Genomic DNA, 21,494 nt, shown 5'->3' with positions numbered 1-21,494 from the left:
TTGCCGCCCGGCTGAGAGGGGATTGGCGAAATGGCAACGGTAGATCGCTGGCTGCTGCCAGACGGTATCGAAGAAGTACTGCCGCCCGAAGCGGCGCGCATCGAGGCAGCCCGCCGCCAGGTGCTGGACCTGTTCCAGCGTTGGGGCTACGACTTCGTGGTCACTCCGCACATCGAGTATCTCGAGTCCCTGTTGACAGGCGCCGGCCAGGATCTGGACCTGCGTACCTTCAAGGTGACCGACCCGCAGTCGGGCCACCTGATGGGGTTCCGCGCCGATATCACGCCGCAGGTGGCGCGCATCGACGCCCACACCCTGCGCCGCGAAGGCCCGAACCGCCTGTGCTACGCCGGCAGTGTGCTGCATGCCAAACCGCGCGCACTGTCCACCTCGCGCAGTCCGATCCAGCTGGGTGCCGAACTTTACGGCGACGCCAGTCCTGCCAGCGACGTGGAAGTCATCAGCCTGATGCTGGAGATGCTCGAACTGGCCTCCGTGCCGGACGTGCACATGGACCTCGGCCATGTCGGTATCTACCGCGGCCTGGCCAAGGCCGCTGGCCTTTCCGGCGAGGCCGAGCGCAGCCTGTTCGATGCCCTGCAGCGCAAGGCCGTGGATGAAGTGGCCGAGCTCACCGAGGGCCTGTCGCGCGAGCTGGCCGCCATGCTCCGTTCCCTGGCCGAGCTTTGCGGTGGCCGCGAAGTGCTCGACCTGGCCCAGGGCGTGCTGATGGACGCTCCCGCCGAAGTGCAGCGAGCCCTGGATGAGCTGACTGCCATTGCCGATGCGCTGGAGCTGCGTTATCCGGAATTGCCGCTGTACTTCGACCTGGGCGAGTTGCGCGGCTACCACTACCACACCGGCGTGGTATTCGCGGCCTTCGTGCCTGGCGTCGGGCAGTCCATCGCCCAGGGCGGTCGCTATGACGATATTGGCGCCGACTTCGGTCGCGCCCGCCCCGCCACTGGTTTTTCCACCGACCTGAAGACTTTGGTGACCCTGGGCAGCATGGTGCTGGACCAGTCGGTTCCGGGTATCTGGGCGCCAGACAGCCACGACCCCTACCTCTGGTACGAGATCAAGCGTCTGCGTTCCGATGGTCAGCGCGTGGTTCAGTCCCTGCCGGGCCAGGACGTGGCGAGTGCGCGGGAGGCGGATTGCGATCGCCAGTTGGTCTTGCGCGACGGCCGCTGGCAGGTGACAGCGCTTTCCTAGGATGTGGCTTCATGGCCGGTGCTGAATGGTCGGCCACTAACGAGTTTCCGTGTTTTCCGCCGGCGGCTGCCGGCATCGAGCTTCTGCGAAGAGGACAAGTGTTATGGGTAAGAATGTCGTAGTCCTGGGCACCCAGTGGGGTGATGAGGGTAAGGGCAAGATCGTCGATCTGCTGACCGACCAGGCTGCCGCCGTCGTGCGTTACCAGGGTGGCCACAACGCCGGTCACACCCTGGTGATCGATGGCGAGAAGACCGTGCTGCACCTGATCCCGTCCGGCATCCTGCGCGAGAATGTCGAGTGCCTGATCGGCAACGGCGTGGTGGTCGCTCCCGATGCGCTGATGCGCGAAATCACCAAGCTGGAAGAGAAGGGCGTGCCGGTACGTGAGCGCCTGCGCATCAGCCCGGCCTGCACCCTGATCCTGCCCTACCACGTGGCCCTGGACCAGGCGCGCGAGCAGGCCCGTGGCGATGCCAAGATCGGCACCACCGGCCGGGGTATCGGCCCGGCCTACGAAGACAAGGTTGCCCGTCGCGGCCTGCGCATCGGCGACCTGTTCCACCGCGAACGCTTCGCCGCCAAGCTGGGTGAGTTGCTGGACTACCACAACTTCGTCCTGCAGCACTATTACAAGGAGCCCGCGGTCGACTTCCAGAAGACCCTGGACGAAGCCCTGGCCTACGCCGAACTGCTCAAGCCGATGATGACCGACGTTGCCGCGCGCCTGCATCAGCTGCGCAAGCAGGGCGCCTACATCATGTTCGAGGGCGCGCAGGGCTCGCTGCTGGACATCGACCACGGCACTTACCCCTACGTCACCAGCTCCAACACCACTGCTGGCGGCACCGCCACCGGTTCGGGCTTCGGTCCGCTGTACCTGGACTACATCCTCGGCATCACCAAGGCGTACACCACGCGCGTGGGGTCCGGCCCCTTCCCGACCGAGCTGTTCGATGACACCGGCGCCTACCTGGCCAAGCGTGGCCACGAGTTCGGCTCCACCACCGGTCGTGCCCGCCGTTGCGGCTGGTTCGATGCGGTGATCCTGCGTCGCGCCATCGAAATCAACAGCATCTCCGGTCTCTGCCTGACCAAGCTGGACGTGCTCGATGGTCTGGACACCATCCGCATCTGCACCGGCTACAAGGGTGCCAGTGGTGAGTTGCTGGAAGATGCGCCGACCGACGCCGACAGCTACATCGGCCTGCAGCCGGTCTACGAGGAAATGCCCGGCTGGAGCGAATCCACCGTCGGCGCCAAGAGCCTGGAAGAGCTGCCGGCCAACGCCCGCGCCTACATCAAGCGCGTGGAAGAGCTGGTGGGGGCGCCCATCGACATCATCTCCACCGGTCCGGACCGTAACGAGACGATCGTCCTGCGTCACCCCTACGCCTGAGTCATCCGACTCTGCGTTCCCTCGAAGGGCCGCCCAGTGCGGCCCTTCGTCGTTTCAAAGATCCCGAATATCGCGCAATTGGTCGGCACGTACCTTGCTGGCACTTTATAAATCCGGGTATTTGCCGCTAAAGCGGTAACGGTCGCTAAGGAGTCACACGTCGTGTCAGCCATCCTGTCTTTGTTGCAAAGCCGTTTGCTACGTCCAGTGTTCATCGCCCTGGGTATCGCCTTGCTGGTGCAGGTGCTGGTGGCGGTCGCCCTGACGCGGGGCACGGTGAACGCCCTGGTGGAGGAGTTGGGCGTTCGCCTCGGTGGTGATACCCAGCGTCTAGCGGGCGATCTCGAGCAGGCTGGCCAGGAAGTGTCCGGAAGCCTGGGTGCCCTTTCCACCAAGACCCGCGAACGCCTGGGGGCGGCCCTCAGCGAACGCCTCCAGCAGGAGCAGGGCCAGCTACGCCAGACCCTGGAGCAGAACCTCAAGGAGTCGGCCAACGACATGGCCCAGTTGCTTGCCGCTGTCGCGCCACGGGCCATGTGGGACAGCGACGTGCCCACGCTCTCCGAGTTCGCCCGTCGCGCCCAGCGCAATCCCAATGTGCTCTTCGTCGTCTATGACGACGCCAATGGGCAGCACCTGACCCGTTACCTCAACCGTGAGAACCCGCAGATCAAGGCCCTGCTGGCCAAGGGGCAGGGTGAGCGCGCGCTGGACAAGGTATTGAACGCGGCTGCGAGCGACGCCTCCGTCTATCTGGTCGAGGCCTCCATCAGCCCCAATGGCGTGGAGATCGGCAAGGTGCGCATGGGCGTTTCCACTGCCACGGTGGAAGAGCAGTTGAAGGCGCTCGATCAGCGTTTCGCCGCCCTGATCGCCAGTGGCGGCGAACTGGTGAGCGAGAGTCTTTCCGGTGCTGCCAGCGAAAGCAGTGCCGCGCTGACCGCGCGCCTGCAATCGGCCCGCGAGGCTGCCGGGAACATGAGCGCCGGCACTCGTCAGGCGGTGGAAGCAGCGGCTGCCGAGCTGCGTTGGCGCATCGGGCTCGGGCTGGCGCTGGTCGGGCTGGGGGTGCTGCTGGTGCTGGCCGTGGTGCTGGGGCGTCGGGTGGTGGTGCGCTTGCGCCTGTTGATCGACGCGCTGAACGACCTGGCGGCCGGCGAGGGCGATCTGACGCGCCGGGTGACGCTCGACAGCCGTGATGAAGTGGGCGAGATGGCTACTGCGGTGAACCGTTTCGTTGACAAGCTGCAGCCCATAGTCCGCGAAGCTGGAGATGTGGCGCAGCGCACCGGCGTGGAAATCAAGGCGCTGTCCGAGCGCAGCCAGTCCGCCGAGGCGGCGGCTCATCGCCAGCGCAGCGAGGTGGAAGGGAGCCTGAGTGCGTTGGCCGGCATGGTGGCCGAGGCCGAGGCCGAAAGTCACGCTATGCAGGATGCCCTGCGCCAGGTAGGCGAGATCCGCCAGGCTGCCCAGGACAATGCGGCCATCGCCCGCAAGGTGGGTGGTCTGATCGAGAACCTGGAGGTGCGCGTGCAGAACGGCTCCGAGGTGATCGAGCGGCTGGCGCGCCAGAGCGAGCAGATCGAGATGGTGCTGTCGGTTATCCACGGTATCGCCGAGCAGACCAACCTGCTGGCGCTGAACGCGGCCATCGAGGCGGCGCGGGCAGGGGAAAGCGGGCGCGGCTTTGCCGTGGTCGCGGATGAGGTGCGAGCGCTGGCCAGCAAGACTCAGCAGTCCACCGGTGATATCCAGGAGCATATTGTGGCGCTGCAGACCGGGGCTCGCGAGGCCGTCGCGGCCATATCCCAGGCGCGCGAGCGCGCGGTGGAAGGGTTGGAGGCGCTGCGCGACAGCGAGCGCCTGCAGCAGAGCGTGCAGCAGGCCGTGGAGCAGGTGCATGGCGCCGTGCAGGCGGCGGCCCGTGCGGCGGAACACCAGGCCGCCGGTGCCGATGGGGTGCGCGGTCGGGTGGATGTGATCCATGCCGAGGCCAGCCTGGCGGCCGAAGCGGTGGCTGCCACGGCCAGCAGCGGGCGTGTGCTCGCCGGTCTGGCCGATCAGCTCAAGGCCAGCCTGGGGCAGTTCAAGGCATAGTGGTGGGCGGGGCGAGGGGTTGGCTGCGGCCGGCCCTTCGTGCGGCGGAGGGTCTTGAATTGCGGAACCGCAGAAAGCACAAAGCCGAGCAGAGCTCGGCTTTGTCGAAGAGTGGTGCCCAGGAGAAGACTCGAACTTCCACGGTGTTGCCACCGCTAGGACCTGAACCTAGTGCGTCTACCAATTCCGCCACCTGGGCACATTGCGATGATCGCTCATCGACTTATACGGTGTTCATCCCGAAGGAATACGGAACCGTACGATCCGTTAAATGCGAAACCGAGCTTTGCGGCTCGGTTTCTGAAAAATGGTGCCCAGGAGAAGACTCGAACTTCCACGGTGTTGCCACCGCTAGGACCTGAACCTAGTGCGTCTACCAATTCCGCCACCTGGGCACTGGATGCGATGATTGCTCATCCGCTTCCTTCACAACGTCTCAGCGACGCTGTGGGCGCGAACTATACGAGCCGACTTTTGTGTTGTAAACCCCTGAGCGCGAAAAAATTATTCTTCGAGCAAAGCTGACCGACAGTCGGAATTCGCGCTTCAATAGACAGATGACAAATCCCTCTATGGATAAAAAGGTGATCACCCCCTGATGGCCGATTGGCAGAACCTCGACCCCGAGGCCGCTCGTGAGGCGGAAAAATACGAGAACCCCATTCCCAGCCGCGAGCTGATCCTGCAGCGCCTCGATGAGCGCGGCGCTCCGGCCAGTCGGGAACAGCTGGTGGAAGAATTCGGCCTGACCACCGACGAGCAGCTGGAAGCGCTGCGTCGCCGCCTCCGCGCCATGGAGCGTGACGGCCAGCTTATCTATACCCGCCGCGGTACCTATGCACCGGTGGACAAACTTGACCTGATCTGCGGCCGCATCAGTGGCCACCGCGACGGCTTCGGCTTCCTCATTCCCGACGACGGCTCCGATGACCTCTTCCTCAGTCCCGCCCAGATGCGCCTGGTGTTCGATGGCGATCGCGCCCTGGCGCGGGTCGCGGGCCTGGATCGTCGCGGGCGTCGCGAAGGCGCCCTGGTGGAAGTCATCGAGCGTGCCCATGAAACCCTGGTCGGCCGCTTCTTCGAGGAAAGCGGCATTGCCCGGGTGGTGGCCGATAATCCGAAGATCCAGCAGGAAGTCCTGGTGCCCGCCGGCAAGCAGGGTGCGGCCAAGCATGGTCAGTTCGTCCAGGTGAAGATCGAGCAGTGGCCGAGTAATTTCCGCCTGTCTCAAGGCGAAGTGGTGGAAGTGCTGGGCGACTACATGGCGCCGGGCATGGAAATCGAGGTGGCCCTGCGTAGCTACGACATTCCTCATGAATGGCCCGCCGGCGTGGTCAAGGAGGCCGGCAAGCTCAAGCCCGAAGTGGTGGAGAAGGACAAGGAGAAGCGTGTCGACCTGCGCGACCTCCCCCTGGTCACCATCGACGGCGAGGACGCTCGCGACTTCGACGATGCGGTCTACGCCGAGGCGCGCAAGGGGGGCGGCTGGCGCCTGATCGTCGCCATCGCCGACGTCTCCCATTACGTCAAGGTTGGTTCGGCCCTGGATGAAGAGGCGGCCAATCGCGGCAACTCGGTGTACTTCCCGGAGAAGGTCGTCCCGATGCTGCCGGAGGTGCTGTCCAACGGGCTCTGCTCATTGAACCCGCTAGTGGATCGGCTCGCCATGGTCTGCGACATGACCATCTCGCGCGCCGGCAAGCTCACCGGCTACCAGTTCTACGAAGCGGTCATCCATTCCCACGCACGGCTCACCTACACCAAGGTCAGCCAGTTCCTGGAGACGCCGGAGTCCGCCGAGGCGAAGCAGTTCGCCGAGCAATTGCCGAATCTGGTCAAGCCCCTGCAGCAGCTGTACAAGCTCTACCAGGTGCTGCTGGGCGCACGTCAGGTGCGGGGTGCGATCGATTTCGAAACCCAGGAAACACGCATCGTCTTCGGCGCCGACCGCAAGATCGCCGAGATCCGGCCGACCCAGCGCAACGACGCCCACAAGCTGATCGAGGAATGCATGCTGTGCGCCAACGTGGCCACCGCGCGCTTCCTGCAGCAGCATGAGATCCCAGCGCTCTATCGCATCCACGAAGGCCCTCCGAGCGAGCGCCTGGACAAGCTGCGGCAGTTTCTCGCGGAGCTCGGCCTGTCCCTCAATCGTGGCAAGGGCGAGCCGACGCCCAGCGACTACCAGGCGCTGTTGGAGAAGATTCGCGAGCGCCCCGATTTCCACCTGATCCAGACGGTGATGCTGCGCTCCCTCAGCCAGGCGGTGTACAGCCCGGACAACGAAGGGCACTTCGGCCTCAACTATGACGCCTATACCCACTTCACCTCGCCGATCCGCCGTTACCCGGACCTGCTGGTGCACCGTGCCATCCGCAGCCTGATCCGTTCCAGGCGCGAGAGCGCGCATGTGCAGCGCGCCGGCGCCGCGAGCATGCCCAAGGCGCGTATCTACCCCTACGACGAGGCGCGCCTGTTCCAGCTCGGTGAGCAGTGTTCGATGACCGAGCGCCGCGCCGACGAGGCCACCCGCGACGTCACCAACTGGCTGAAATGCGAATACATGCGCGACCGCGTGGGCGAAACCTTCCCCGGCGTGATCTCGGCGGTGACCGGCTTCGGTATCTTCGTCGAACTGATCGACATCTATGTGGAAGGCCTGGTGCATGTCACGGCGCTGCCGGGCGACTACTACCATTTCGATCCCGTCCACCATCGCCTGTCCGGCGAGCGCAGCGGTCGCAGCTTCCGCCTGGGCGACGAGGTGGAAGTGGTGGTGGCGCGGGTCGATCTGGATGAGCGCAAGATCGACTTCGAACTGTCCGAGAACGTCATCAGCGCGCCCGTCGGCCGCAAGAAGCGCGGGGCGGAGAAGCCCATGTCGGCGAAGGCCAAGGCAGCGCCCGAGCCCAAAGTGGGCAAGGGGCGTGGCCGGGGTGCCAAGGCCGCTGCCCGTGCGGCCACCCAGGAGAAGCCCTGGCACGAGCCACAGGCCGCCGTGGCGCCGCGTCGGCAGCGCGCCGGCAAGGTCCAGGCGTTGCCGGCCGTTTCGCCGGAAATGCTCGCCCAGGCCGAGGAAATGCTCGGCAATACCGACGTGAGCAAGAGCCGCGCGATGAAGCAGGCCCTGCTCAGCGAGGCGCGCCAGGGCGCCAAGGCCAGCAAGGGTACGCGGCCGGCGCAGCAGGCCCTGGACAAGCCCGGCAAGAGTGGGGGCCAGGCCGCCGGCAAGCCGCCGAAGAAAAAAGCCAAGGCGGCCAAGGTCGCCGGCAAGCCCTCGAAACATCGTAAAGGGCCGCCGAAACCCAAGGCGCCCGGTAGCAAGGTCAAGAAATGAGCCAGCTGGAAAAGGTCTACGGCGTGCATGCCGTGGAGGCGCTGCTGCGCCATCACCCCAAACGCGTCAAGCAACTGTGGCTGGCGGAAAGCCGGCATGATCCTCGTGTTCAGGTCCTGCTCGATCTGGCCGGGCAGCACCGCATCGCGGTCGGTCACAAGGATCGCCACGAGCTGGACGAATGGGCCGAAGGCGTTCACCAGGGCGTGGTGGCCGAGGTCAGCCCCAGCCAGGTCTGGGGTGAGAACATGCTCGACGAACTGCTCGAGCGTACCCCCGGCGCGCCACTGCTGCTGGCCCTGGACGGCGTCACCGATCCGCACAACCTCGGCGCCTGCCTGCGTACCGCCGATGCCGCGGGGGTGCTGGCGGTGATCGTGCCCAAGGACAAGTCCGCCACCCTCAACGCCACGGTGCGCAAGGTGGCCTGTGGTGCGGCGGAAGTGATGCCGCTGGTGGCGGTGACCAACCTCTCGCGAACCCTGGAGAAATTGCAGAAGAAGGGCCTCTGGGTGGTCGGCACGGCTGGCGAGGCCGAGCAGGAAGTCTACGACCAGGACATGACCGGCCCCACCGTGCTGGTCATGGGAGCGGAAGGCAAGGGCATGCGCCGCCTGACCCGCGAGCACTGCGATTATCTGGTCAAGCTGCCCATGGCCGGCAGCGTCAGCAGCCTGAACGTCTCCGTGGCCACCGGGGTCTGCCTGTTCGAGGCGGTGCGCCAGCGCAGGTCGAAAGCCTGATGTAGTCGTGGCCCGGATTGCATCCGGGCCACGGTTTATCCTTCGGTGCGTCCAACTCCTGTGTTGTTCAAATAATCGTCAATCTTCCTTGCACGGCATTCTGCCCTTCTCTAGAATGTCGCCCCTTGCCGTGGGGGCAGGCTTGCGCACGTCCCCGGCCCGGCAAGCCAAAACGAGATATTCACTCCTTGCCTGACCACGATGTTGGCAGGCTACAACCCGTAAGGAGCATTTATGCGTCATTACGAAATCATCTTCCTGGTTCACCCGGACCAGAGCGAGCAGGTTGGCGGCATGGTCGAGCGCTACACCAAGCTCATCGAAGAAGACGGTGGCAAGGTTCACCGCCTGGAAGACTGGGGCCGTCGTCAGCTGGCCTACGCCATCAACAACGTTCACAAGGCTCACTACGTGATGCTGAACGTCGAGTGCAGCGGCAAGGCCCTGGCCGAGCTGGAAGACAACTTCCGCTACAACGACGCTGTCATCCGCAACCTGGTCATCCGTCGCGACGAAGCCATCACCGGCCAGTCCGAGATGCTCAAGGCCGAGGAAAACCGCAGCGAGCGCCGTGAGCGCCGTGAGCGCGTTGAGACTGACGCTGCCGCCGAAGGCGAAGACAGCGACAACGCTGACGAGTAATCCACGGATCTATTGAGGAGCCAAGTTCATGGCACGTTTCTTCCGTCGTCGTAAGTTCTGCCGTTTCACCGCTGAAGGCGTGAAAGAGATCGACTTCAAGGATCTCAACACCCTGAAGGCCTACATCTCCGAAACCGGCAAGATCGTTCCCAGCCGCATCACCGGCACCAAAGCCAAGTATCAGCGTCAGCTGGCTACCGCTATCAAGCGCGCCCGCTACCTGGCCCTGCTGCCCTACACCGACAGCCACGGCCGTTGATCTCGGTCGGTCGACCTAGGTAAGGGATAGATCGCATGCGCGCTCTGGCTGAATTCATCATGCGCGGTCGCTCGCAAGCCATCCTGGTGGTGGCGGGTGCGGCGGCCCTGCCCATGATGTTCTGGCTGAGCGCGGCCGCCGGCAGCCTGGTGCTGCTGCGGCGTGGTGTGAACGATGCACTTGGCATCATTGCCTGGGCATTGCTGCCGGCCCTTGGCTGGTGGTACTTCGGCGAGCCGCGCACCCTGATGGTGCTGCTCGGTGCGCTGGGGTTGGCCTTGGTTCTGCGTTCCAGCGTGTCCTGGACGCGGGTGCTGATGATCAGCGTGGCGTTGGGTCTGCTGTACGGCCTGGTGCTGGGCGCGGTGTTCCGCGAGCCCATAACCGCCATGGCGGTGGAGCTGCAGAAGCTCATGCCGCAGGTGATGGGCGGCGTCTATTCGCAGTTGGCGGATGACGAGCGAGCGCGTCTGGGTGCCATGGTCGCGCCGGTCCTGACCGGCCTGATCGCGGCGCTGCTGCAACTGGTCAGTGTGCTGAGCCTGATGCTTGGCCGCTACTGGCAGGCGGCTCTGTACAACCCCGGTGGCTTCGGCAGCGAGTTTCGCGCGCTGAGGCTGTCGCCGGCACTGGCTTTCGGCCTGCTCGCCGCCATGTTGCTGGGCCCGAACCTGGGTCTGGAACTGGCGATGCTGACGCCGATCTGCAGTGTGCCGCTGGCGGTTGCCGGCCTTGCCCTGGTGCATGGCCTGGCGAAGCAAAGCGGACTGGCCGGTTTCTGGCTGGTGGGGCTGTATGTGTCGCTGCTGCTGTTCATGCAACTGATCTATCCGATGCTGGTGGTTCTGGCCATCGTCGACAGTCTGATTGATTTTCGCGGTCGCAAGGCGCGCAAGAATGGCGCCGGTCCCGCGAACGGTGAAGGTTAAAAGTTAAGAGGTAAGACTCAAATGGAAGTCATCCTGCTCGAAAAAATCGCCAACCTGGGCAACCTGGGCGACAAGGTGAACGTAAAGGCCGGTTACGGCCGTAACTTCCTGCTGCCGAAAGGCAAGGCCACCGCTGCTACCGCCGAGAACGTTGCTGCGTTCGAAGCTCGCCGCGCTGAGCTGGAAAAGCAGGCTGCTGACAAGAAGGCTGCTGCCGAAACTCGCGCTGCCCAGCTGTCCGAACTGGAAGTGACCATCACTGCCAGCGCCGGCGACGAAGGCAAGCTGTTCGGCTCCATCGGCACCCACGACATCGCTGACGCCCTGACCGCCGCTGGCGTTCCGGTTGCCAAGGCCGAAGTCCGCCTGCCGAACGGCACCATTCGCCAGGTTGGCGAGTACGACGTTGCGCTGCACCTGCACACCGACGTCGAAGCTGCGGTCAAACTGATCGTGGTGGCCGGCTAAGCACGCCGTCGAGGTGAGCTTGCACTCAGGTGCCGGCTCGCTAACATCGGGCACGTCATTGCGTAAGCGGTGACGTGCCCGATGTCTTTCCAGCCCAAGAATTTTCCGCGCCCATGAACGAAATCACCGTCCCGGAACAGATCGACCTGCAAACCGCCGCCCTCAAGGTGCCGCCGCACTCCATCGAGGCCGAGCAGGCCGTCCTCGGGGGCCTGATGCTGGACAACAACGCCTGGGAGCGTGTGCTCGACCAGGTGTCCGACGGCGACTTCTATCGCCACGATCATCGGCTGATCTTCCGGGCCATCTTCAAGCTCGCCGAACGCAACATGCCGTTCGACGTGGTCACCCTGTCCGAGCAGCTGGACAAGGAGGGGCAGCTGTCCCAGGTCGGCGGCCTGGCCTACCTTGGCGAACTGGCGAAGAACACGCCCTCGGTGGCCAACATCAAGGCCTATGCGCAGATCATTCGCGAGCGCGCCACGCTGCGCCAACTGATCGGCATCAGCACTGAGATCGCCGACAGCGCCTACGCGCCTCAGGGGCGCACCGGCGAGGAGATCCTCGACGAAGCCGAGCGGCTGATCTTCCAGATCGCCGAAGCGCGTCCGAAGACCGGCGGCCCGGTGGGCATCAACGACATCCTGGTCAAGGCCATCGACCGTATCGACGAGCTGTTCAACAACGGCGACGCCATCACCGGCCTGTCCACCGGCTTCAACGACCTGGACACCCAGACCAGCGGCCTGCAGCCGGCCGACCTGATCATCGTCGCCGGCCGTCCGTCCATGGGTAAGACCACCTTCGCGATGAACCTGGTGGAAAACGCCCTGATGCGCAGCGACAAGGCGATCCTGGTGTATTCGCTGGAAATGCCTTCCGAATCCATCGTGATCCGTATGCTGGCGTCCCTCGGGCGCATCGACCAGACCAAGGTGCGTGCCGGCCGCCTGGACGACGACGACTGGCCGCGCCTGACCTCCGCGGTCAACCTGCTCAACGACCGCAAGCTGTTCATCGACGATACTGCCGGCATCTCCCCGTCGGAGATGCGCGCCCGTACCCGCCGCCTGGCGCGCGAGCACGGCGAGATCGGCCTGATCATGGTGGACTACCTGCAGCTCATGCAGATTCCCGGTTCCAGCGGCGACAGCCGGGTGAACGAGATCTCCGAGATTTCCCGCTCGCTCAAGGCCCTGGCCAAGGAATTCAACTGCCCGGTGATCGCCCTGTCCCAGCTCAACCGTTCCCTGGAACAGCGGCCCAACAAGCGTCCGGTGAACTCCGACCTGCGCGAGTCCGGGGCGATCGAGCAGGACGCCGACATCATCATGTTCGTGTACCGCGACGAGGTGTATCACCCCGAGACCGAGTACAAGGGCGTCGCCGAAATCATCATCGGCAAGCAGCGTAACGGTCCCATCGGTACCGTGCGCCTCGCCTTCCTCGGCAAGTACTCGCGTTTCGAGAACCTGGCGCCGGGCGCTTACAACTTCGAAGACGAGTGACCGGCCGCTGACTGGCTGCCGCGAGCTGCGACGGCTCGTAGGCGGATCACTGAACACGGGCGCCCAGGCGGTATGATGGGCGCCCGTTTCCGTTCATGAGCCTGTCTCAATGCGCCCGCTGATTGCCGCCGTCGACCTGTCCGCCATCCGCCACAACTACGCGCTCGCCAAGCGTTGCGCGCCCGGCCGCGAGGCGTTCGCGGTGGTCAAGGCGAATGCTTACGGCCACGGCGTCCGCGAGGTGGTGGCCAGCCTGCGGGACCTGGCCGATGGCTTTGCCGTGGCCTGCCTGGAGGAGGCCGCCGAAGTGCGCGCCCTGGACGACGAGGCGCGGGTGCTGCTGCTGGAGGGTTGCTTCGAGCCGGCCGAATACCCGCTTGCCGCCCAGCTCGGCCTCGACCTGGTGGTGCAGGGGGCGGAGCAGGCCGAGGCGTTGCTCGCCGCGCCACTCGCGCGGCCGCTGAATGTCTGGCTCAAGCTGGATTCCGGCATGCACCGCCTGGGTTTCTCGCCGGACCAGTTGCGCCACTGGCATGCTCGCCTGCGCGGCGCTGCTCAGGTGGCCGAGCTCAACCTGATCAGCCATTTCGCCTGCGCCGACCTGCGCGGCCATAGCCTGAATGACGTCCAGCTGGAAGGCTTCCTCGACCTGCTGGACCTCGACTTCGACCAGCGCAGCCTGGCCAATTCAGCGGCCATCCTGACCATGCCGGCGTCGCACATGGACTGGCTGCGCCCCGGCATCATGCTCTACGGCGCCACGCCACTCGCTGATCTCACGGCCGCGGACCTCGGCCTCAAGCCGGCCATGAGCCTCAGTGCCCAGTTGATCGCCGTGCGTGAAATCGCCGAAGGGGACAGCGTCGGTTACGGCGCGACCTGGGAGGCCGCCCGACCGTCGCGCATCGGCACCGTGAGCTGTGGCTACGCCGACGGCTACCCGCGCCACGCGCCCAGCGGCACGCCGGTGGTGGTCAACGGGCGCCGCGTGCCCTTGGTGGGTCGAGTGTCCATGGACATGCTGGCGGTGGACCTCAGCGACCTGCCGGAGGCCCGGGTCGGCGATCCGGTGGAACTCTGGGGGGCGCAGCTGCCGGTGGATGAGCTGGCGCAGGCCTGCGGCACCATCGGCTACGAGTTGCTGACCAAGGTCACCGCACGGGTGCCGCGCCGCTACCTGGCCTGAGGCGCGGGCCGTTCCCGGCGTTACGACAGTCCGCTGCGGATCTTCAGCACATCCAGCTGCAGGCTGGCTTCCCTGGACAGCTCGCCATCCTCGCCGAACACCACCATGCCCGAGCGGCCGTGGGCCTTGACCTTGTACAGGGCCTGGTCGGCGGTCTGGTAGAGCCCGGAGAAATGCCGTGCGTGCTGCGGGAACAGGGCGATCCCGATGCTGATGCTCACCGAGAGCCGTTCCGCGCCGTAGCACATGGGGGTCGCCAGTTCCTCCAGCAGGCGGTGGGCCAGGTCGCGGGCCTGGAGTTCGGCGTCCGGCCCGCAGATCAGCACGGCGAATTCGTCGCCGCCAATGCGGGCCACGGCGTCGCCGCCGCGCACGTGCTGGCGCAGGCGCCGGCCGATGGTGCGCAGCATCTCGTCGCCGGCATCGTGGCCGAAGCGGTCGTTGATCGGCTTGAAGTGGTCGAGGTCGATCAGCATCAGCGCCAGGGGTTCTTCGTGGCGTTTGGCATTGGCCAGGGCCGATTCGGTTCGCTCGATCAGGTAGCGGCGGTTCGGCAGCTCGGTCAGCGCGTCATGGAAGGCGGCATGTTCCAGCGCCCGTTCGCGCTCACTGAGGCGCTGGTTGGCGGCCGCCAGCTCGGCGGTCCGGGTGGTGACCGCCGCCTGCAGCTCGTCGGCGCTGGCCTGCATCTGCGCCAGGCGCGCGGCCTTTTCCCGATCCGCCTGCTCCAGGGCCGCCGCTCTCTCCTGCTTGAGCATCTGGATGCGGTAGGCGAGCGCGAAGGAGAACAGGATCGACTCGGCGGCGATGGCGATGGGGAACATGTAGGCGGTGAAGTTGATCGGCTGGATCAGGCCGGCGGCGCGCATCACCAGCACCGCGGTGCTGATCAGTACCGCGCCGTAGCCGATCAGGTAGAAGCGCGCCGGGATGAAACCCTGGCGCCAGCGTACCACCGCGATGATGAGGGCGGTGGGCACGGTCACGATGGGGGTGACGGCGATCAGCATGGCGCCTTCGGCGCGGTAGCCGAAGGCGTTGATCAGGATGGCGAGGGCGTAGAGCACGCAGGCCATGTTGAACAGGCGGTCGGCCCAGCGCAGGCCGCGGCGGGTGTAGAGCAGTTCCTGGGTGAAGCGCATCACGAAGATGCCCCAGAGCGAGGGCAGGGTGATGCGGTCCAGCCAGACGGGCACCGGTGCCTCGGGCCAGAAGTACTGGAAGCCGTGCCCGGTCATGCTGAGGATGAAGATCAGCGCCGATGCGGTGGCCAGCACGTACCAGAGGTAGGCCTTGTCGCGCAGCGCCGCGAGGATGAACAGGTTGTAGAGGAACAGCGCCAGGATCACCCCGTAGATCAGGCCGAAGCCGAGGTTCTCGGTGGACTTCAGCTCTTTCAGGTCATCCAGCTGCCAGACCTTCAGTGGGAAGGAGTTGCCGGCCGGGTCATAGCTGCGCACGTACAGGGTCAGCGGCTGCGCGTCGATTTCCGGCAGCTTGAACAGCATGCGGCGATAGGAATAGTCGCGGGTCTCGGCAAAGGGCAGGGCCTCGCTGGATTCCCGCCGGGTCCAGCCGCCCCGGCCATCCGGCAGGAACAGGCTGACGCGGTGGACGGTGATGCCGGAATTCTCCAGCCACCACTGCGACGGCGCGTCGGCGCCGCGGCGGAGCTGCACCCGCACCCACCAGACGCTGCGGCTCTGACCGACGGTGGCGCGGCCGTTGGCCGGGGTAAAGCGCTGCTGTACCTCCGGAGTGGCCAGGTCCTGGATATCCAGCGTGCCGTCCGGGTCTTCCAGCAGGTCGATCGCCCCGTTGAGCGTCGCGCCACTGCTCTGCGGCGTCAGCTGGAAGGCCGCCTGGACCGGCACGCTCAGGCCCAGCCAGCAAAGGAGCAGGAAGAGGGTCAGGATCGGGCGTCGCACCGCACATGCTCCTTGTAAGTGATCTACGACTACGGCCTGGCGGTTCTTGAGGTGGGCAGAAGTATAGCGACCAGGAAAATCGGTGATCACTTTGTACGCCATTTCCTACAACCTTGCATGCGTCGCGAAGAAACCCAGCGTCAGCGTCGGATTTGCTCAAAATTTGTGCTATATTCCGCGCCCCCGTGAAAGCCCGCTGGTCAAAAAATATGCAAGCCGCGAAGCCGCTGTTCGACTATCCGAAGTACTGGGCCGAGTGTTTCGGTCCCGCGCCCTTCCTGCCGATGAGCCGGGAAGAGATGGATCAGCTCGGCTGGGATTCCTGCGACATCATCATCGTGACCGGCGACGCCTACGTCGACCATCCGTCCTTCGGCATGGCCATCATCGGCCGCCTGCTGGAAGCCCAGGGCTTCCGCGTGGGGATCATCGCCCAGCCGGACTGGCGTTCGAAGGACGACTTCATGAAGCTCGGCGAGCCGAATCTGTTCTTCGGCGTGGCGGCGGGCAACATGGACTCCATGATCAACCGCTACACCGCGGACAAGAAGATCCGCTCCGACGACGCCTACACCCCCGGCGGCGTCGCCGGCAAGCGCCCGGACCGCGCCAGCCTGGTCTACAGCCAGCGCTGCAAGGAGGCCTACACCCACGTGCCAGTGGTCCTCGGCGGCATCGAGGCATCCCTGCGCCGCATCGCTCACTACGATTACTGGCAGGACAAGGTCCGTCGCTCCATCCTGATGGACGCCACCGCCGACATCCTCCTGTACGGCAATGCCGAGCGCGCGGTGGTGGAAATCGCCCAGCGCCTGTCCTGGGGCGAGAGCATCGACAGCATCACCGATGTGCGCGGCACTGCTTTCATTCGCCGCGATACCCCAGCGGACTGGTTCGAGATCGACTCCACCCGCATCGACCGTCCAGGCAAGATCGACAAGATCATCAACCCCTACGTCAATACCCAGGACACGGCCGCCTGCGCCATCGAGCAGGAGAAAGGCCCGGTCGACGATCCGCAAGAGGCCAAGGTGGTGCAGCTGCTGCCCAACCCGCGCCTGACCCGCGACAAGACCGTGATCCGCCTGCCGTCCTTCGAAAAGGTGCGCAACGACCCGGTGCTCTACGCCCATGCCAACCGCGTACTGCACCTGGAAACCAACCCCGGCAACGCGCGCGCCCTGGTGCAGCGCCATGGCGATGTGGACGTCTGGTTCAACGCACCGCCCATCCCCATGAGCACTGAGGAGATGGACTACGTCTTCGGTATGCCTTATGCCCGCGTTCCGCACCCGGCCTATGGCAAGGAAAAGATCCCGGCCTACGAGATGATCCGCTTCTCGGTGAACATCATGCGCGGCTGCTTCGGCGGCTGTACCTTCTGCTCCATCACCGAGCACGAAGGCCGCATCATCCAGAACCGCTCGGAAGAGTCGATCATCCGCGAGATCGAGGAAATCCGTGACAAGGTGCCCGGCTTCACCGGCGTCATCTCCGACCTCGGCGGCCCCACCGCCAACATGTACCGGATCGCCTGCAAGAGCCCGGAGATCGAGAAGCACTGCCGCAAGCCGTCCTGCGTCTGGCCGGGCATCTGCGAGAACCTCAACACCGACCACTCGGCGCTGATCCAGCTCTACCGCCGTGCCCGCGACCTGCCGGGGGTGAAGAAGATCCTCATCGCTTCCGGCCTGCGCTACGACCTGGCCGTGGAGTCCCCCGAGTACGTCAAGGAACTGGTGACCCACCACGTCGGCGGCTACCTGAAGATCGCACCGGAGCACACCGAGGATGGCCCGCTGTCGAAAATGATGAAGCCGGGCATCGGCACCTACGATCGCTTCAAGCAGATGTTCGAGAAGTTCTCGAAGGAAGCGGGCAAGGAGCAGTACCTGATCCCGTACTTCATCGCCGCGCACCCCGGCACCACGGACGAGGACATGATGAACCTCGCCCTCTGGCTCAAGCGCAACGGCTTCCGCGCCGACCAGGTGCAGGCGTTCTATCCCTCGCCCATGGCCAGCGCCACGGCCATGTACCACTCGGGCAAGAACCCCCTGCGCAAGGTCACCTACAAGAGCGAAGGGGTGAAAATCGTCAAGAGCGAGGAGCAGCGCCGCCTGCACAAGGCCTTCCTGCGCTACCACGATCCGAAGAACTGGCCGATGCTGCGCGAAGCCCTGGAGCGCATGGGTCGGGGCGACCTGATCGGCAACGGCAAGCACCAACTGATCCCCACCCACCAGCCGGCCACGGACGAGTACCACAGCGCCCGCCGCAAGAACTCCACCCCGGCCGGCAGCAACAAGGTTGGCAAGGTGCTCACGCAACACACCGGCCTGCCGCCGCGCGCCAGCGACGGCAGCAAGCCCTGGGACAAGCGCGAGCAGGCCAAGGCCGCGGCGTTCGCCCGCAAGCAGGCGGACAACAAGGCCTCCGCCCCCGGCAAGGGTGGTGGCAAGAAGAAACCGGCCAAACGGCCGGTGGCGCCGCGCTGATCGAGACGCCAGCCTTCGGGCTGGCGTTTTCGTTGGCGCTGTCGGGGCTGCGTGATTCTGGAGCGTCCCGAGCCTGGTTGATGGCCGAGTTCTGCCACACGTTTCTGTTTCGCCCACCCGTGCCAGAGGCGTGCATTCCGTGCTGCAACAGCTCGCAGACTCGGCCATCTCGTCCCAGGCGTAGGGGCGGAAGGTGGTTTGTCGGAAATTTCCGACAGCAAGGATAATTGGCACTATAGTGCCAATTATCACGAGAGCCCGTCGGTGCCTGCCATGCGCTTCCCCTCCTTCGCCGCCCTGGCGGTCCTGCTCGCCGGATGTGGCGACGCCAGCCCGCCGCCCGTCACCCATGCCGATTTCCAGAAGGACTTGCAGGCGCGCCTGATCAGGGCCAGGCCCGGCACCGTCATCGAAATTCCCGCCGGCACCTGGCAACTGGACCGTGGCCTCAGCCTCAAGGTCAGCGGCGTGACCCTCAAGGGCGCCGGCATGGACAGGACCATTCTCAGCTTCAAGGGGCAGAAGGCCGGCGCCGAAGGGCTGCTGGTGGACGCCTCGGATTTCACCATCGAAGACCTGGCGCTGGAGGACAGCAAGGGTGACGCCCTCAAGGTGGTGGGCGGCCGCAACATCGTCATCCGCAATGTGCGCACCGAATGGACCAATGGCCCGGCCACCGAGAACGGCGCCTACGGCATTTACCCGGTGCAGACCGAAAACACCCTGATCGAAGGCGTGGTGGCCATTGGCGCCTCCGACGCCGGCATCTACGTCGGCCAGTCACGCAACGTGGTGGTACGCAACAGCCGCGCCGAACGCAACGTCGCCGGCATCGAGATCGAGAACACCATAGGCGCCGACGTCTACGACAACCTGGCCACCGGCAATACCGGCGGCATCCTGGTGTTCAACATGCCCAACCTGCAGCAACCGGGACATGGCACGCGCATTTATCGCAACAGGATCGAAGCCAACAACCACGACAACTTCGGCCACAAGGGCACGCCGGTGGCGAGCGTGCCGGCCGGCTCCGGCGTGGTGATCAATTCCAACGACGATGTTGAAATCTTCGACAACGACATCGGTCACCATCGCACGGCCAACGTTATCGTCAGCAGCTACTTCAGCACCGGTTACAGCGACCTCTCCACCACCGAGGACTTCGACCCCTATCCCGAACGCATCGCCATCCACGGCAATCGTTTCGGTCCGGGCGGCGACAGCCCCGACCACCTCGAACTGAAGGCCCTGAAAGTCGCCAGGTTCGGCCTGGGTGGCCGCCTGCCGGACATTCTCTGGGACGGCTACGTGAACCCCGCGAATCTGGTGGACGGCAAGCTGCCGGCGGAACTCGGCATCTGTGTCGACAATGGCACGGCGACCCTGGTCAACGTCGATGGGCCCAACAACTTCAAGAACATCAGCACCGATATGGCCGCCCATCGCTGCACCCTGCCGCCGCTGCCCGAAGTGGTGCTGGCGCACGTGGGGGAGGGCGCATGAGGCACGTCCTCTGCCTGGCGCTGCTGCTGCTGGCCGGCTGCGAGCGCCAGGCCGGGCCGCTGTACCTGCCCGAAAGCGAGGACTACCCGGACACGCTCAGCGGCTGGGGCATGTTGCAGCGCACCGGCGGCCACCTGCGGCCGGTCGCCGAGGCCCTGACCTATGACCTCAATACGCCGCTGTTCAGCGACTACGCGCACAAGCTGCGCACCGTCTGGCTGCCGCCGGACCAGGCCGCCCGTTACGGCGAGGAGCGCTTCGAGTTCCCTGTGGGCAGCGTGCTCACCAAGACCTTTTACTACCCACGGGACAACCAGGGGCGCCTGCAGAAGAGCGCCCAGGACGACCGCGGCCCGGCCGCTGGCCTGGACCTGGCCCGCACCCGGCTGGTGGAAACCCGCGTGCTGGTGCGCCAGCGGGACGGCTGGGTGGCGCTGCCTTATGTGTGGGACGAGGCGCAGCAGGAGGCGACCCTGGAATGGGCCGGCGCCGGTGTGGCACTGGAACTGCACGACGCGGGGGGAGAAACCCAGGTGGTGGATTACCAGGTGCCGGACGCCAACCAGTGCGCCGGCTGCCACGAGGAGCGCCACGGCGAGGGCGTGCAGCCCCTGGGCCCCAAGGCGCGCCACCTGAACCGTGAGCTGCGCTATGCCGGGGCTGTGGAAAACCAGCTGCAGCACTGGCAGCGCCAGGGTTTGCTCAAGGGATTGCCGGCGCCCGAGGGCATCCCGCGCAACACCCTGGCCAGCGCGCCGCGCAACGGCGAGAGCCTGGAGCGGCAAGCGCGCAGCTACCTGGACATCAACTGCGGCCATTGCCACAACCCCAAGGGGCCGGCGCGTACGTCCGGCCTCTACCTTGACCCGGCCACACCGCTGGGCATCCCCTACGGCCTGTGCAAACAGCCGGTGGCCGCGGGCAAGGGCTCCGGCGACCGCCTGGTAGACATCCATCCCGGACAGCCGGAGGCCTCGGTCCTGATCTATCGCGTGGAAAGCACCGACCCGAGCGTGATGATGCCCGAGCTGGGGCGTTCCACCGTCCATCGCGAAGGCGTCGAGCTGCTGAGCCGCTGGATCGCCCGTTTGCCGGGAGACTGTTGAGCGGGTTCTGCTCGTGTGGGAGCGGGGCGAATGAATTGGCTATGTTCGCGTTAGCTGTTGTGGTTTCAGACGGAGGGCTCTAGCACGGCTCGTTCAGGCCTCCGCGCCGGCCTGACACAGCCCTCATCCGAACGCGGCCCGCCCCGCCCCTCTCCCAGAGGTAGAGGGGTGACTCGAGCTGGCGAGGCACAAACAGTCCTGAAGCCCACAATGGTCTGACACCGAGCAGAGAAAGGTGGGGCAGCGACCCCGCCCCTTCAGGAGGCCGAGCGGAATCGTTGCAGAGGGGGACGAGCGGCATGGATGCCGCGAGAGGCGTGCGGGGCCATGGATGGCCCCTCACGCCGTGCCCCCGGCGCAAGGATGGAGGGAGGGCACCCGGCGCAGCCGGGCCGGATGCAGGGGCAAGCCCTTTGGTTCCTTTCGGCGACTGAGAAAGGGACTCGTCCGGGGGGACGAAACCGGAAATCTCAGCGGAACTCGGAAATCAGCGAGGCGCCAGAGCTGCTAGCAACACTTGACGCAGACAGAGCCAATGAATGCGCCCTCGGGAAAAGCCCGCAAGACGTCCGCGGCGCACGGCTTATACCCAATCCCCACTGACCACTCCGTCGCGAATTCCTTTCTTCTTCATCTTCCGCCGCTAGGCTGAAAGTTCACCGGCAGAACCGGCCCA

General features: G+C 65.4%; 15 protein-coding genes, 2 tRNA genes and 1 pseudogene. 15 read left to right on the top strand and 3 right to left on the bottom strand.

What is annotated here, in order from left to right; translation table 11 throughout:
• Nucleotides 1-30 precede the first annotated feature (30 nt).
• The 4 genes and pseudogenes from PJW05_RS24165 (at nt 31) to PJW05_RS26930 (ending at nt 4,711) form a co-directional block, all read left to right on the top strand.
• On the top strand, nt 31-1,215 hold the full coding sequence (locus PJW05_RS24165) for an ATP phosphoribosyltransferase regulatory subunit (RefSeq protein ID WP_271409460.1): 1,185 nt from the start codon (nt 31-33) through the stop codon (nt 1,213-1,215).
• A 103-nt stretch (nt 1,216-1,318) separates the two neighbouring features.
• Nucleotides 1,319-2,614: an adenylosuccinate synthase gene (locus tag PJW05_RS24160; RefSeq protein ID WP_271409459.1), complete on the top strand. Its 1,296-nt coding sequence runs from the start codon at nt 1,319-1,321 to the stop codon at nt 2,612-2,614.
• Between the two features lie 498 nt (nt 2,615-3,112).
• Nucleotides 3,113-3,805 (top strand): annotated as a pseudogene (locus tag PJW05_RS26935) (methyl-accepting chemotaxis protein); the annotation flags it as partial.
• Between the two features lie 21 nt (nt 3,806-3,826).
• Nucleotides 3,827-4,711 (top strand): methyl-accepting chemotaxis protein, encoded by an 885-nt coding sequence (locus PJW05_RS26930; RefSeq protein ID WP_442969274.1) that lies wholly within the window; start codon nt 3,827-3,829, stop codon nt 4,709-4,711.
• Nucleotides 4,712-4,823: 112 nt separating this feature from the next.
• Here PJW05_RS26930 and PJW05_RS24150 read toward each other — a convergent pair.
• Nucleotides 4,824-4,910 (bottom strand) — tRNA-Leu (locus PJW05_RS24150).
• A gap of 109 nt (nt 4,911-5,019) precedes the next feature.
• A tRNA-Leu gene (locus PJW05_RS24145) sits at nt 5,020-5,106 on the bottom strand.
• A 203-nt stretch (nt 5,107-5,309) separates the two neighbouring features.
• Between PJW05_RS24145 and rnr the strand changes: the two genes are divergently transcribed.
• The 8 genes from rnr (at nt 5,310) to alr (ending at nt 13,783) form a co-directional block, all read left to right on the top strand.
• Nucleotides 5,310-8,048 (top strand): ribonuclease R, encoded by a 2,739-nt coding sequence (rnr, locus tag PJW05_RS24140; RefSeq protein ID WP_271409457.1) that lies wholly within the window; start codon nt 5,310-5,312, stop codon nt 8,046-8,048.
• Nucleotides 8,045-8,791 (top strand): 23S rRNA (guanosine(2251)-2'-O)-methyltransferase RlmB, encoded by a 747-nt coding sequence (rlmB, locus tag PJW05_RS24135; RefSeq protein WP_271409456.1) that lies wholly within the window; start codon nt 8,045-8,047, stop codon nt 8,789-8,791. The genes rnr and rlmB overlap by 4 nt, the downstream gene beginning before the upstream one ends.
• Before the next feature lie 234 nt (nt 8,792-9,025).
• A complete protein-coding gene (rpsF, locus tag PJW05_RS24130) occupies nt 9,026-9,433 on the top strand; it encodes a 30S ribosomal protein S6 (protein ID WP_271409455.1) in 408 nt (135 codons plus the stop codon).
• Between the two features lie 28 nt (nt 9,434-9,461).
• Nucleotides 9,462-9,692, top strand: a complete 231-nt coding sequence (rpsR, locus tag PJW05_RS24125) for a 30S ribosomal protein S18 (protein ID WP_003452992.1) — start codon at nt 9,462-9,464, stop codon at nt 9,690-9,692.
• Nucleotides 9,693-9,727: 35 nt separating this feature from the next.
• Nucleotides 9,728-10,621: a hypothetical protein gene (locus PJW05_RS24120; protein ID WP_271409454.1), complete on the top strand. Its 894-nt coding sequence runs from the start codon at nt 9,728-9,730 to the stop codon at nt 10,619-10,621.
• A gap of 21 nt (nt 10,622-10,642) precedes the next feature.
• Nucleotides 10,643-11,089, top strand: a complete 447-nt coding sequence (gene rplI / locus PJW05_RS24115; RefSeq protein ID WP_069085898.1) for a 50S ribosomal protein L9 — start codon at nt 10,643-10,645, stop codon at nt 11,087-11,089.
• A 113-nt stretch (nt 11,090-11,202) separates the two neighbouring features.
• On the top strand, nt 11,203-12,597 hold the full coding sequence (gene dnaB / locus PJW05_RS24110; RefSeq protein ID WP_271409453.1) for a replicative DNA helicase: 1,395 nt from the start codon (nt 11,203-11,205) through the stop codon (nt 12,595-12,597).
• A gap of 109 nt (nt 12,598-12,706) precedes the next feature.
• A complete protein-coding gene (alr, locus tag PJW05_RS24105) occupies nt 12,707-13,783 on the top strand; it encodes an alanine racemase (RefSeq protein WP_271409452.1) in 1,077 nt (358 codons plus the stop codon).
• Nucleotides 13,784-13,803: 20 nt separating this feature from the next.
• Here alr and PJW05_RS24100 read toward each other — a convergent pair whose 3' ends face one another.
• Entirely contained in the window at nt 13,804-15,711 is a 1,908-nt protein-coding gene (locus PJW05_RS24100) for a diguanylate cyclase domain-containing protein (RefSeq protein ID WP_442969189.1), read from the bottom strand.
• A gap of 209 nt (nt 15,712-15,920) precedes the next feature.
• Between PJW05_RS24100 and PJW05_RS24095 the strand changes: the two genes are divergently transcribed.
• From PJW05_RS24095 to PJW05_RS24085, 3 genes are all read left to right on the top strand, one after another.
• Complete coding sequence (locus tag PJW05_RS24095) at nt 15,921-18,209, top strand: YgiQ family radical SAM protein (RefSeq protein ID WP_271409451.1); 2,289 nt, start codon at nt 15,921-15,923, stop codon at nt 18,207-18,209.
• A gap of 273 nt (nt 18,210-18,482) precedes the next feature.
• Entirely contained in the window at nt 18,483-19,712 is a 1,230-nt protein-coding gene (locus PJW05_RS24090; protein WP_271409450.1) for a parallel beta-helix domain-containing protein, read from the top strand.
• Entirely contained in the window at nt 19,709-20,818 is a 1,110-nt protein-coding gene (locus tag PJW05_RS24085; protein ID WP_271409449.1) for an SO2930 family diheme c-type cytochrome, read from the top strand. The genes PJW05_RS24090 and PJW05_RS24085 overlap by 4 nt, the downstream gene beginning before the upstream one ends.
• The last annotated feature ends 676 nt before the right edge of the window (nt 20,819-21,494 follow it).

This window comes from Pseudomonas sp. Q1-7 (assembly GCF_028010285.1).
Taxonomy (GTDB): Bacteria; Pseudomonadota; Gammaproteobacteria; order Pseudomonadales; family Pseudomonadaceae; genus Metapseudomonas.
This window is presented reverse-complemented; position numbering and strand designations above follow the sequence as displayed.